The sequence below is a fragment of the Candidatus Sulfurimonas baltica genome (genome assembly GCF_015265455.1).
Lineage (GTDB): Bacteria > Campylobacterota > Campylobacteria > Campylobacterales > Sulfurimonadaceae > Sulfurimonas > Sulfurimonas baltica.
In genome coordinates this window covers 706,027-718,952 of record NZ_CP054492.1, presented here as the reverse complement: position 1 = coordinate 718,952, position 12,926 = coordinate 706,027, and the positions used below count along the sequence as shown (strand labels likewise).

At 34.4% G+C, this 12,926-nt stretch carries 12 protein-coding genes; 3 read left to right on the top strand and 9 right to left on the bottom strand.

The window, feature by feature from the left end; genetic code table 11:
* Positions 1–7: 7 nt before the first annotated feature.
* The 6 genes from HUE88_RS03520 to HUE88_RS03495 all read right to left on the bottom strand — a co-directional run bounded on the left by HUE88_RS03520 (position 8) and on the right by HUE88_RS03495 (position 6,247).
* Positions 8–1,741: a nickel-dependent hydrogenase large subunit gene (locus HUE88_RS03520; RefSeq protein ID WP_194371125.1), complete on the bottom strand. Its 1,734-nt coding sequence runs from the start codon at positions 1,739–1,741 to the stop codon at positions 8–10.
* Between the two features lie 10 nt (positions 1,742–1,751).
* Positions 1,752–2,906 (bottom strand): hydrogenase small subunit, encoded by a 1,155-nt coding sequence (locus HUE88_RS03515; RefSeq protein ID WP_194371124.1) that lies wholly within the window; start codon positions 2,904–2,906, stop codon positions 1,752–1,754.
* A gap of 184 nt (positions 2,907–3,090) precedes the next feature.
* Entirely contained in the window at positions 3,091–4,350 is a 1,260-nt protein-coding gene (locus HUE88_RS03510) for a nickel-dependent hydrogenase large subunit (protein ID WP_194371122.1), read from the bottom strand.
* Between the two features lie 95 nt (positions 4,351–4,445).
* Positions 4,446–5,216 (bottom strand): NADH-quinone oxidoreductase subunit B family protein, encoded by a 771-nt coding sequence (locus tag HUE88_RS03505; protein ID WP_229860143.1) that lies wholly within the window; start codon positions 5,214–5,216, stop codon positions 4,446–4,448.
* Between the two features lie 3 nt (positions 5,217–5,219).
* Positions 5,220–5,810 (bottom strand): TetR/AcrR family transcriptional regulator, encoded by a 591-nt coding sequence (locus HUE88_RS03500; RefSeq protein WP_194371120.1) that lies wholly within the window; start codon positions 5,808–5,810, stop codon positions 5,220–5,222.
* 59 nt (positions 5,811–5,869) lie between these two features.
* A complete protein-coding gene (locus HUE88_RS03495) occupies positions 5,870–6,247 on the bottom strand; it encodes a RidA family protein (protein ID WP_194371117.1) in 378 nt (125 codons plus the stop codon).
* Positions 6,248–6,400: 153 nt separating this feature from the next.
* On the opposite strand from HUE88_RS03495, the gene HUE88_RS03490 reads away from it, so the two are divergent.
* Positions 6,401–6,637, top strand: a complete 237-nt coding sequence (locus HUE88_RS03490) for a hypothetical protein (protein ID WP_194371115.1) — start codon at positions 6,401–6,403, stop codon at positions 6,635–6,637.
* Between the two features lie 9 nt (positions 6,638–6,646).
* Here the strand turns inward: HUE88_RS03490 and HUE88_RS03485 are convergent, their stop codons facing one another.
* Genes HUE88_RS03485 through HUE88_RS03475 form a run of 3 tightly spaced genes read right to left on the bottom strand, consistent with a single transcriptional unit; the run spans position 6,647 to position 11,206 of the window.
* Positions 6,647–7,033 carry a thioredoxin family protein gene (locus HUE88_RS03485; protein ID WP_194371113.1) on the bottom strand — a complete coding sequence of 129 codons (387 nt, stop codon included), beginning with the start codon at positions 7,031–7,033 and terminating at the stop codon, positions 6,647–6,649.
* 3 nt (positions 7,034–7,036) lie between these two features.
* A complete protein-coding gene (dapE, locus tag HUE88_RS03480) occupies positions 7,037–8,134 on the bottom strand; it encodes a succinyl-diaminopimelate desuccinylase (protein ID WP_194371111.1) in 1,098 nt (365 codons plus the stop codon).
* 39 nt (positions 8,135–8,173) lie between these two features.
* On the bottom strand, positions 8,174–11,206 hold the full coding sequence (locus tag HUE88_RS03475; protein ID WP_194371109.1) for a MutS-related protein: 3,033 nt from the start codon (positions 11,204–11,206) through the stop codon (positions 8,174–8,176).
* 79 nt (positions 11,207–11,285) lie between these two features.
* Here HUE88_RS03475 and HUE88_RS03470 point away from each other — a divergent pair, with 79 nt between their 5' ends.
* Both HUE88_RS03470 and HUE88_RS03465 read left to right on the top strand, forming a co-directional pair.
* The gene (locus HUE88_RS03470; RefSeq protein ID WP_194371107.1) at positions 11,286–12,224 is read left to right on the top strand and encodes a sensor histidine kinase; all 939 of its coding nucleotides are present in this window, start codon (positions 11,286–11,288) and stop codon (positions 12,222–12,224) included.
* Positions 12,217–12,906 carry a response regulator transcription factor gene (locus HUE88_RS03465; protein ID WP_194371105.1) on the top strand — a complete coding sequence of 230 codons (690 nt, stop codon included), beginning with the start codon at positions 12,217–12,219 and terminating at the stop codon, positions 12,904–12,906. Before HUE88_RS03470 ends, HUE88_RS03465 begins: the two co-directional genes overlap by 8 nt.
* The last annotated feature ends 20 nt before the right edge of the window (positions 12,907–12,926 follow it).

The window sequence follows — 12,926 nt, the reverse complement described above, 5'->3', positions numbered from 1 at the left end:
CTCCTTTCTATACGCTGCACGCACCGTAAAGTGGGTCTAACTTGTATTCACTCAATGTTTTACCTTTTGTATCCATTACATGTACCGCACATGCTATACAAGGGTCGTAAGAGTGAATAATTCTAATAATCTCTAATGGTTGTGTTAAATCTTTGATTTTAAGACCAATTAAATCAGCTTCATAAGGTCCTTTTGCACCTTTTGAGTCCATTGGTCCTGCATTCCATGTAGATGGAACAACTGCTTGATAATTTTCTACAACACCATTTTTAATTCTAATCCAGTGACTTAACGTCCCTCTTGGAACTTCACCAATACCTCTGCCTTTATACTCTTTATCTTTATCAATAGTATATGTAGCACAAGTCTCTTGGTCAACTTTAAGATTCTCAATTAGATTATTAAAAGCAATAAGAGCGTTATCTGCTACAAGTTTTGCTTGCAACATTCGCCCAGCTGTTCTTCCTAAAGTTGAAAAAAGTGCTGCTGCTGGAACACCAGTTTTTCCTAAGAAGTCACCTACAACTTTTACTACTTTTTTGTTACCACTTGCATATCCAACTAAGATACTTGCTAATGGACCAACTTCCATAGGTTCACCGTTATATCTTGGTGACTTAATCCAGCTGTATTTTTCTTTTTCATTAATCATTTTAGAGTGAACCATTTTGCCGTCAGGTCCAACACTATCTCCATCTACAAATCCAGTATAATTTGGTTTTGTTGTTCCATTGTAAGGGTGTTGAGGGTCATTGTCTGAATACCATGAGTGAGTAGCCTCTTCAGTAATCATATCTTCATCAATCTCAAGAACTTTACTTAAGTCTCCATTCATGATAATACCACTATTAAATAGGTAATCATTTCTTCCAACCATAAATTCTTTACTTGCCATAAAGTTCTTTACACCCATTGGTTTCATGACAGACGGCTCTGTTTTATACATCTCTGCTGCCATTACAATATCAGCATAGTATGCATTGTTTATAAAATCTGCTAACTCTTGGAACTTAACTAAGTATTCACCCATTTTTGCTGGATTTAAAATATCCATTACACATGTAACACCACCAACAACTAAACTTTGAGGATGTGGTTGCTTAGCTCCAAAAATAGCCATAAGTTGAGCAGCTGTTCTTTGCATCTCTAAAGCTTTTAAGTAGTGAGAAAGTGCTATTAGATTTTGTTCTGGAGTAAATCTATATGTCCCATGTCCCCAATATGCATTTGCAAATGGCCCAAGTCCTTGAGGATTTTTAGCAAATTTTGCCACTTTTTCTTGTACTTTTTTTAGCTCATTCTCTCCAGTACCAATAGGATTGTCTGTATATTTAAACGCTAACTTACTTGCTTTTGCAGGGTCTGCACTAAGTGCTGATACAATATCAACCCAATCAACACCATGTAAATGGTAAAAGTGAACTGGATGATCATGTATAAATAGTGCCGCATTCATAAGTGTTCTTACAAGTTCTGCATTATATGGAATTGTAATGCCTAATGCATCTTCAACAGCCATAGTACTTTTTAAGTAATGTGAATAAGTACATACACCACAAATTCTCTGCATCATTAATGGTATATTTCTTGGATCACGACCTTTTGCTATAACTTCAAGACCTCTCCATAAAGTTGAAGAGACAAATGCGTCCTGAACTACTCCATCATCGCCAACGATAACTTCAGCTCTTAAATGTCCTTCAATTCTTGTTATTGGGTCTACTATTACTCTTTTTGACATATCGTTTTCCTTACCATTCTTTAGGTTTTTTAACTAGGGATATTGCTGCGTGTGCTGCTATACCAACTGCTGTAACTGTAAGTATTCCTACTCCAATTTTATCTGCTGTGGCATCTGAACCTAATCCGCCAAATACCGTGTGATAAAGTCTATTGCCTAGTGGTTCGTGTACAATTCCCATTTTATCCCAGAAATCTGGTTCGCTACAACCCATACAACCGTGTCCGGCTTGAACAGGCCAAGATGTACCTTGATTGAACCTCTGCTTTGAACAGTTGTTAAATGTATATGGTCCTTTGCAACCTACTTTATAAAGACAGTATCCATCTTTTGCACCTTCATCACCAAACTGCTGTACAAATTCACCAGCATCAAATCTACCTCTTCTCTCACATGCATCATGAATTCTAAGTCCATAAGCCCATTTTGGTCTATTGTAAGCATCAAGTGCGGGAAGAGTTCCATAAAGGATAAAATGCAGTAGTGTTCCGACAATATTGCTCTCACTAGGTGGACACCCAGGAACATTGATAACTGGTTTATCTGTTATATTGCTTAGCGCTGTAGCATTTGTTGGGTTTGGATATGCGGCTTGAACACCGCCAAAAGATGAACATGTACCAATCGCAAAAATAGCAGCTGCATTTTCAGAAGCATCTCTAGCTATTTTTTCTCCTGTTTTTCCATGTGCTCCAATAGTTAAGTAAAAGTCACTTTCACCGTGTGGAATGCCACCCTCAACCATTAAAATATATTTTCCCTTATATTTTTTCATGGCTGACTCTAAGTTATGTTCAGCTTGCCAGCCGGCAGCCGACATAATTGTTTCATGATATTCCAATGAGATATAATCAAATATCAAACTATCTATACTCGGTGTCGCTGTTCTTAGTAAGGATTCACTACACCCTGTACACTCAGCCATATGCAGCCAAACCAATGGGAGTCTATCAGCCATCTCAGCTGCTTTTGCCACCAGTGGAGTAAAACTTGCCGGCAGCATAAGCATTGATGTCATAGCGCCTGCCCAGCCCATAAACTCTCTTCTAGAGAAACCCTTCTCTTCTATCAAGCTAGATATCGACTTATTATCATCCAGCTTTGGTAAATTGGATAATTCGTCAAGTCTAGAAGATAACTTTTCAAACAAAGCCTTATTTTCCATAACATTCTCCCTTGTAATTGTAAAGCACATATAATGAATGAGTATTCATTTATCAATATGATATAAGAATCAAACTTAAAATAAAATGAATATATATAATTTTTTATAATAAGTTAATTTTATTATCAGTAGTTAAAAGTATATCTAAATTTATCTGTTGGAAGTAATTAAAAAAGGTTTTTTGTTAATGAGTAGTGCAGACCGAGCATACATCAAATGTTTTAAAAACAAGTTCAGCAGTTTTAACATCACACAGACCAATCATAGCCTTTTGTGATACTCCCATCTTCTCTCTTGTGCCACCGCTCAGGTTCCATTGAGTCGGGGTTATTATCTCATAGTTTTTAATAATACCATTTTCTATCTCAACCTTATGTATAAGTGTTCCGCGTGCAGCCTCTACCGCAGAGTAACCACTTGCATTTAGTTGTTTTATATTTATTGAGGGTTCAATATATGACGGTTCATTTAAATCTAACTCTTTGATTAACTTTGTTGAGTGTAATAAAAGTTGTGAGATTTCACAGACGCGAGCTATTATTCTGCTAAATATGCTATCGCCGTATTTTTTATGGGCATCCAAAATAAGTTGATTTTTATTTACCATTGCCCTTGCCAATGGACCGACTTCATAGTATTTATCTTTATAGCTTACATTTTTAGCAAATGATGTAGCCATTTCAGACTCTTTGACATTGTCTATGGAGATGTTGTTGTTTACTCTTGTTTTTATAGATTTACCTTTTTTAAAGTAACTACTCTCTCCAAAAGAGATAAATCTGTCATAGCTTTTTCCGTGCTCTAGCAACTCTTCTGCGTTTATCTGTCTGAGTATGTCAGGCAAATCACCTTCGTACTTTAAAACACTCTCTACACTCTTACATGTAGAGAAGCTTTTGCTATCCATCTTAAGGAGATTTTCTTCCACAAATTGAACTGTTTTATCTATATAGTGCTGTAGCTTTATTATATCCATCTCTGTAATATCACAGACCACTCCACCTACAACTGCATAAGAGGTGTGTGGATACTGACCTCCAAAAAGTGCGATTGCCTTGCCCATTAGTTGCGAGGGGTATGTAGCTTTTAGCACCTCTTGCTTGTGTCCAAACAGAGGCATCATTGTTAAATAAAACCACTTAAAATGGTTTTGTATAAGTTCAAAATTGAGTGTTAATTCTCTTAAACTTTTCGCTTTATTTGAAATTTGCAAATTTTCATAACAACTCTCAAGAGCCTTAACCGTTGCAATAAGATGAGCATGACCACATATACCGCAAACTCTTGGATTTATGACAAGTGCGTCAAAAGCAGGCTTGCCCTTTAAAATATTTTCTATATTTCTTGTTGACATAAACTCTATATCTACGAACTCAATCTTCTCATCTTTAAAATTAAAATTTAACTTTGCTTCGCCTTCAATCTTTTCTATTAGTTTAATCATCAAATAACTTCTTTTGTAATCTTTGTATATTAAATGCTTTTGTTATACCGGCAAGTGTTAGGTATGTTCTTTTTCCTACTCCAAAAGGGAGATTCTCAGGAATGCCCATATTTTTTCGTCTCAAAAAGATTTTGTTTTGGAAATGTAGGCTCGGTACACCCCATGCATGTCAGACCTGCTCTTGTCTTTGAGTTAACTTCATTCCAAAGTATTTTATTACAGCTTGCATGCGTGTATGGTGCTTGACAGCCGTGGTCATAGTACATGCACCCCTCTAATTCGCCAAACTTATGATTATCAATTTTATACTCAAAATACTCATTTCTGGTACAACCATTGTGAACCGTATATGCATAAAACTCTTTTGGACGCAGAAAATTATCTAATTTTAAATTAGCACTTTTTTTAATTGAGTATAGAGTGTTAACTAAAATTTCCGGATGAACAGGACATCCAGAAAGAGAGATAGTTTTTTCAAATATCTCTTGAAAATCTTCTAATAATTGTTCTTGATTAAAGTGCAGACCTGAAGTATTCTCATAATCACTCTCTCTAAAAATTCCTCCAAAAGTTGCACATGTACCGACTGTAACTATTTTTTGAACTATTTTAGAGTAGTTTTTTATTATATTTACTACAGAGATATCTGCTCTTTGAAACTGTTTTGAGATTGCCCCTTCTATAAGTAAAATATCACAAGGTATCTGGTTTGAGACTATATCTTCAAGTGAATAAGCAGAGTCTATAATAGGATGGTATATAAATTCAAAATCGTTTAAAAATTGTTCTATATATGGATAGTTTAAAAATGAGTGAGCATTACCGTTGCAAGCAATTGCGCTGAGCCACAGAACTCTCATTTTCATAATTTATTCCACGCTCAGAGCTTTGTAAATATTAAAGCTTATATCATCTATATACTCATCCAAATCTTTAGGTAAAATATTTTCACCTTTTAAAAAGACCATTCCACCTAGATAACCCATAAAAAGACCAAATGCACTGAAAAAGTCTTGATCTCTCAAATCTCCGCATTTAACACCCTCTTCAAAATAAATCATTATCTCCATAACAAATTCATTTACGCAGATCATCCCCTCGCAGCCATCTTTAAAAACTTCACGAGTAGAGAGATAAATTCGGAGAAAATAGTCTATCATCTCAGGTTTAATTGATGCAGTTTTAAAATATGCTTCAATTATTTTTCTTGTTTTTTCTTTAGTGGATATATCTTGTTCGTTAATCTCTCTTAACTGTTTGCCAAGATATATGGAGATATATTTTATAATTTCTTTTGCTAAAATATCTTTTGATTTAAAGTAGTTGTACATATTGCCTACACTCATTTTTAAAGATGTAGCAATATCTGGAATAGTAGTATTGTAAAACCCTTTTGAGGCAAAAAGTTCCAGAGCAGATTGCATTATCTGCTCTTTTTTTAACTGTTTTTTATCTAACAAAATATATTCTCCTTAAATTCTAGGCAAATTATACTATAAAGATATTTCAATACTTATATCTATGCGTTAAGTAGTGCCACCGCGTCTATCTCAACTAGAGCATTTTTAGGTAAAGTTTTTACAGCCACAGTTGCACGTGCCGGTTTATGAGAGCCAAAAGCCTCTTCATATATTTCATTTATAACTGCAAAATCATCCATAGAGTCTATAAATATTGTTGTTTTAACAACCATATCCATAGAACTGCCTGCCTCTTCTAAAACAGCTTTTAAATTTTGAAGAACCTGCTTTGTTTGAATCACTACATCGTTTTCTAGCATTACACCTTCTGGCGTTAGTGCAATTTGGCCCGATGTATATACCATACCATTTGCTACAACTGCTTGAGAGTATGGTCCTATTGCTGAGGGAGCTTTACTTGTTTGTACAAATTTCATATATTTCCTTTAACTTTTGTTTTGAGATTTTACTTTGTTTTAACTTATAAATCTCAATATATCAAAATGAGATGTAGATAAATATTTTTATTTTTTGCAAATAGAATACTCCTCTTGTATGCTATAATCTCGCAATAATTTAAGGGAGATGCTATGCGTCGTAATGAAAAAAGACACTCTTCTGGTACTCTTCTGCCAAATATATATTTTTCACTTCAAGTAATTGGTGTGTTATTAATTTTATCGCTTGTTATCCAATTGGTTAAACTATTTGATCTTGCCTTTCCCATTATATTGATATCTTGTTTTATTGCCATAGGTTTTGTATTTTACTTTCTAATACGAAGAAAAATAGTTATACAAAGACAAGACATCTACCATAAAAAATAAAAATTTCTACTACTCTTTGAACATTTCAACCTCTTCTAGCATCTCGTAAAAACCATCAACACCTCTATAACCGACTGTTGTATAAATGATTTTTCCATCCTCTTTTAGGAAATAGTGCCTTGGTATGCTTTTCGTATCAAACTGACTTGGAATCTCATCCATAACAGTTGAAAGATAAAGAAGCACGTAGTCTTTTTTCAATCTCTTCACTACTTCATCTTTGGCTAAAACATTATTTTTAAGCTTTGTGCAAAAACTGCAATATTCCGAGCCAATCAATAAATAAATATCTTTCTTCTCTTTTTTGGCCTGAATCATAGCCTCTTCATAATCACTTGGCCACTCAAATGCGCTTAAAGTTGAAATAAGTGCAATTACTAAAATTAAATATCTCATAATCTATCCCCACATCTTAATTAAATTTTTAAATACATTGTAGAGATCTTCAACCTCTTTAAGAGTTGTTCTCTCATTGACACTATGTATTGTGTCATTTTTTACACCAAACTCTACTACATCAATTCCCAAAGGTGCTAAAAATCTTGCATCTGAAGTTCCTCCGGCAGTAGAGTGTTTTGGTTTTATACCCGTTACACTTTTTATGGCTTCATCTATTTTTTTAACAAGCTTGGTATCTGTATCTGTTTTAAACGGATATGAGCCTTGAGTGAGTTTTAGCTCATAATCAAGTCCGTCCATGTTTTTTGCTACAAACCCTTCAACTTCTTTTTGAGTTGTAAGAGTTGTATTTCTTACATTAAACATCATTTTCAACTCATTTGGAGTTACATTTGTCACTTGCATTCCTGAACGAATATCTGTGATTACAAATTTACTAGGACTAAAAAACTCGTCACCATTATCAAGATTAACCCCTGCCATATTTTGTAAAATTGGCGCTATATTATGTATAGGATTTATAGCCTTTTGGGGATATGCAGCATGTCCTTGCTTCCCCTTTAGAGTTATATACCCATTTATAGAGCCTCGTCTTCCAACTTTAATTGCATCTCCAAAATTATCTTCACATGTAGGCTCTGCCACGACTGCCGCATCCGGAAGCATATTGTGCTCTTTAAGATACTTTAAAACCTCAACCGTTCCATAAGTTGCATCACCCTCTTCATCTGATGTAAGCAAAAGAGATAGAGTCCCTTTAAAGTCTCGTGCTTCTTTTACTGCCTGAGTAAATGCTGCAACTCCGCTTTTCATATCTTGTGTCCCGCGACCATAAATAAATCCGTCTTTTTCTACAGCTTCATACGGGTTTGTATCCCAACCTTTTCCGGCAGGGACAACATCTACATGTCCGGCAAAACACAGGTGTTCACCATCTCCAAATTTTTTATATATAAAAAGATTTTTAACATCCTCTACATCTATGCGAACAGCTTTAAAGTCCGGCAGATAACTCTCTATAAAGTCCAAAAGTCCACCATCATCTGGTGTCTCACTTTTACAAGATATCATATATTTAAAAAGTTCAATTATATTCACTACTTTTCCCCCACCACTATTTTTTTAGTTACAATTTCTTTAATCCCAGTCATCTAAAACAAAACCTTCAGGCTCACCATCCTCTTTTTTCATATTTATCTCAGGCTCTTGCACTTTTATCTCTTTAGGTTTGCTCATCTGCTCTTCATAAGTTAGTTCCAGGCCATTTGATGTCATAACAAATCCGCCTATTTTAATCTTACCCTCATGTATCTCTTTATGATGCTCTTTGCACAGTGGAACGAGGTTATGTTTGGAATCTTTATGGAAGTGTCCTATAAACCCTGCTCCGTCTGCTAATGATTTATGGTTTATATGGTGAACATCCTCAGCCATTGCTCCGCAAATAACACATTTTGTCACATACAACTCTTTGTTGTACTTACTGGTTTTTTTCTTTACAAGCAACTCTAACTCATCAAAATCTTTTGCCAGGCGTTTACGGATTTTATTTGCCGTATCTAAAAACTCACTATCCATATGAAGTGATTTTGCAAACTCCAGACCGTAAATACTACTTCCGCTTCCAGCTTGAAGAACTCTATTAAAAAGCAGAGTATCTTGGGCTTCATCGTACTCGACACTTAGGTGCAAATCTACTACATTATCAAGGGATGTAATCTCTTTCATGGTTGAGAGTTGGTGCAGGTGTGTCGCAAACAGAAAAAGTGAGCGAAGTTTTGCCAACTTGATTATAGCACTAGAGACAATTGCCACACCAGAGAGTGTCTCTGTTCCGTGGCTTATTTCATCACCTAAAATAAGTGAGCCTACTGTCGCACGATTGAAAATATTTTTAAGTTCAAGCATCTCAACAGCAAAAGTCGACAACCCCTTTGAGAGGTTGTCTTTTGAAACTATGCGGGTAAATAGTGAATCAAAAAGAGAAAACTTCATAACAGCAGCACTTACAAAAAAGCCTGACTGAGCCATTAAAGTCGCTATTCCAATACTCTTCATAAGCGATGATTTTCCGCTGGAGTTTATACCATATAGTAAAACACCATTTATATCATGTCCGTCATGCACGCCAACTTCCAACATAACACTTTTAGGATGTGGCAAATCCATATAGCTGCGATTTCCCATAACTATGTCATTTGGCACATATATTCCGCTTAGCTCTTGAATCTCTATTAAGGGATGACGAAGTTGCATAATCTGCATAAAATTTTCATCTTTGTTTACATCAACAATCATTGGTCTGGAGTGCTTGTACATCTCGGCAACTTTTGATGAGCTTACCCCTACATCTAAATCGGCTACATAACTTATAACACGGTCAAAAAGAAGTGAGTATCTTTTCTCGTAAACCCCTTGAAGCTGAATAAACCTATCTTTTACCAAAGAGACTATCTTACGGCGGTTTTTCATAATAAGGTCTGAAAGATTATCTGTAAAAGCAGATGTTATTTTTACACTGTTTGTAAGTTTTTTAACACTGAACTCTTTAAAATCTTCATCTTTTTTAAACTCATCTTCAATCATGGAAAATCTGTTTTTACTCAAAGAGATGTAATAACCATCTTTTTCCAAAAGACCAAGTGTTACTAAGCGACTTGTGCTTCCTGCGTTTGAACTATCCAATAATTTCTCTATTTTGCTTATGATATCTTCAAAAGCTATAAGCATAGTAGAGTTTTCTTTAACCAAGGTATCAACAGACTCATCAACACCGCTCATTAAAAAGTTCTCATCAACAGTCGCATTTGTAAAGCGGCGCGAGACATCAAGGTCTATACTTTTGCTGATATCTCTTAAAAACTCATCAAGTTCACTCTCATGAAAAGGGGTTTTTTGAATTTTATGCTTTTTAACATAGAGCATCAGATCTTTTACGCTGAGTATAGATTCGTAAACATGGTTCATCTCAAAAGGGTGAAGTCTCCCTAAATCAAGTCGGCGAGATAGTCTCTGCAAATCATAAACTCCGCGCATAGTCTCATCCAGATACCTTGTGTGAGATGAGACACGCTCTATTAGATTATATCTTCTCTCAAGTTCCTCTTTTTCCATTATAGGGTTTAAAAGTCTCTCTTTTAAAAGTCTTTTTCCGATGGCAGTCGCACTTCTATCCATCATCTTAAGAAGTGTAAACTCTTTTTTATCTTTAGAGACAACACCCATCTGCTCTAGCGCGCTGTTGCCTAGATACATAAAGCGGCGATTATCTATTATATTTGGAAGGTCAAGTTTTTGGACTATATGTATATCATGTTCAATAACAAAGTGGATTAAAATTGCCAATGACTCTGTAATCATAGGGCTTCTCTCTAAGTCCAAATGCTCAATCGGTGAGAGAAGTGAACGTATCTGGTAAACCTCTTTAAACAGCCTGTTTTGAAACTCTATTTTAGGTCTCTCATTGTTTACGCTGTAGTGATAATGGTCTGGAATCTCAAGATACTGCATAACATGTCGCTGGTCTGCAATGCCATCTAAGAATGTAACAACAACCTCTGATGTGCGGTAAACATTTAAAAGATTAAAAACTTCATCAAGTGCGTAAGATGGATCTTCACTTGTCCCATGAGACTCATAAAGCCAAGTCTTTCCGGTTGTAACATCTATAGCACTGTACCCTACTGTGTATATATCTTTGTATTTATCAAGTAAAATTGAGACTATATAGTTGTCGTCATTATCTACAATATGGTCAAAATTAGTTCCTGGAGAGACGATTTGAGAGATATATCTGCTGATTTTTGGCGGGTTACCTTTTTGCTTTACAACAATAACGGTATATTTTTGCTCCGATATTACACGGTTTAAGTAGCGCTCAAATGAGACAGCTGGAACACCAGCCAACAGCGGATTTTTATCAGAGTTTTCTATAATATTTTTATTTTTTTTAGTTAGCTGAATATTTAAAAGTTCTGCTATCTCTTTTGCTTTACCAATCTGTTCATCATCATTGTTTACTTCATAGACCTCAAAAAAAGTGCCTATCTCCATAAATACGACTGTATCACTTCCGTATTTCTCTTCAAAAAATCTCTGTAAATCGAAATATGTTTGAGTTAATAATTTATCTTTATTATCTAAAATTGAACTTACATCTGATGAACGCATTTATCACTTTTCATAATTATTTTAAGTTGTGATTATATCATAATTGAAATTATCAATATTTATGTGATAAAATGCGCCCATGCAGACTGTAATAAAAATATTTTCAATACTATTTATAACAAATTTATACTCAAATGAGACAACAAAACATTTAAGCGACACATTTTCTGTTTATACACCGTATTTTGCAATTTTAACGTTTTTTGCAGCTATCGTCATCTTTCTAATGTACAGATATTATAATAATAAAAGAGTAGATGAAGAGTTAAAAAAGACCGTAGAAGAAGAGCTGAGAAAATCTAAAGAGAGAGATAAAATAATCTTTACTCAAAGCAAGCTTGCATCTATGGGAGAGATGATGGAAAACATTGCTCATCAGTGGAGGCAGCCTCTGTCGCAGATCAATTCCGCTGTTTTGGTTATTGATGATATTTTGTATGAAAAGAAAATCAATGACTCTGTAATTGAAGAAAAATTGTTGGAAATAGAGTCTTTAACAAAATACATGTCAAAAACAATTGATGATTTTAAAGATTTTTTTAACAAAAACAAAAAGAGAGAGAAATTTTCATTGAATGAGTTAATAGAACACTCTGTATATATTGTAAAAGGGACTCTAAAATCAAACAATATAGAGGTTAAAACATATTTTAATGAGAAGTTACTATGCAATAGTTACAGAAATGAACTGCAACAGGCAATTATAACTATATTAAATAATGCAAAGTTTATGTTTATTCATAGAAATATATTTAAGCCAAAAATCACTATTCGCGCTGAAAAGGTAGATGATAATTTTTCAATAACAATTTGTGATAATGCAGGTGGCATTGATAAGGAGATAATCTCTAAAATCTTTGAACCGTACTTTACCACCAAGCATAAGTCTCAAGGGACAGGGTTGGGTCTTTACATATCAAAAATGATGATTGAAGAGAGTATGGGTGGAAAACTAAGCGTAAAAAACAGTAATGGCGGTGCCTGTTTTGAAATAATATTAAAGGGTGATGATGAGTGAGAATAAATTTCCATATAATATTTTATTTGTCGAAGATGAAGATGCCACAAGAGAGAATTATGTCCGTTTTTTGAAAAAATATTATGAAAATGTTTATGAAGCTTGCGATGGAGAGGAAGCGTATAAGATTTATAAAGATAAAAAGCCTCATATATTAATTGTTGATATTAATATTCCAAAACTAAGCGGGATTAATCTACTTAAAAAAATCAGAGAAAATGATCATAGTATAAAAGTTATTATGCTAACAGCCCACTCTGAAACACACTACTTGCTTGAAGCAACTGAACTCATGCTAACAAAATATTTAATAAAACCCATTACTAGAGATGAGTTAAAGAATGCGCTTAATCTTGTGCTGCAAGAGTTGTCAAAATTTACCGTTTCACCAAAAAAACTTCTGATACTCAAAGATTGCTTTTCTTGGGATTATGATTTAAAAGAGTTGCTGTGTGAAAATAAACCTGTGCCACTAACAAATAAAGAGAGAAAAATACTTACTATTCTTTTTTTAAATATCAATAAAACATGTGACTATTATGAGATTATATACGAAGTTTGGTATGACTACAGCGATGACAAGCTTGATGCACTCAAGACAATTATAAAAAACCTAAGAAAAAAACTGCCAAAAGAGACAATTGGAAACGACTTTGGTGTTGGCTACAGACTTAAAATATAAGTTAATGACAAATTAGTGAC

What these genes read in the sequence shown, in the direction of transcription:
- HUE88_RS03505 (WP_229860143.1), bottom strand. Translation starts at nt 5,216, where the DNA reads ATGAAAATGAGAGTTCTGTGGCTCAGCGCAATTGCTTGCAACGGTAAT.
- HUE88_RS03495 (WP_194371117.1), bottom strand. Translation starts at nt 6,247, where the DNA reads ATGAAATTTGTACAAACAAGTAAAGCTCCCTCAGCAATAGGACCATAC.
- HUE88_RS03520 (WP_194371125.1), bottom strand. Translation starts at nt 1,741, where the DNA reads ATGTCAAAAAGAGTAATAGTAGACCCAATAACAAGAATTGAAGGACAT.
- HUE88_RS03470 (WP_194371107.1), top strand. Translation starts at nt 11,286, where the DNA reads ATGCAGACTGTAATAAAAATATTTTCAATACTATTTATAACAAATTTA.
- HUE88_RS03510 (WP_194371122.1), bottom strand. Translation starts at nt 4,350, where the DNA reads ATGATTAAACTAATAGAAAAGATTGAAGGCGAAGCAAAGTTAAATTTT.
- HUE88_RS03490 (WP_194371115.1), top strand. Translation starts at nt 6,401, where the DNA reads ATGCGTCGTAATGAAAAAAGACACTCTTCTGGTACTCTTCTGCCAAAT.
- HUE88_RS03465 (WP_194371105.1), top strand. Translation starts at nt 12,217, where the DNA reads ATGAGTGAGAATAAATTTCCATATAATATTTTATTTGTCGAAGATGAA.
- HUE88_RS03475 (WP_194371109.1), bottom strand. Translation starts at nt 11,206, where the DNA reads ATGCGTTCATCAGATGTAAGTTCAATTTTAGATAATAAAGATAAATTA.
- HUE88_RS03515 (WP_194371124.1), bottom strand. Translation starts at nt 2,906, where the DNA reads ATGGAAAATAAGGCTTTGTTTGAAAAGTTATCTTCTAGACTTGACGAA.
- HUE88_RS03485 (WP_194371113.1), bottom strand. Translation starts at nt 7,033, where the DNA reads ATGAGATATTTAATTTTAGTAATTGCACTTATTTCAACTTTAAGCGCA.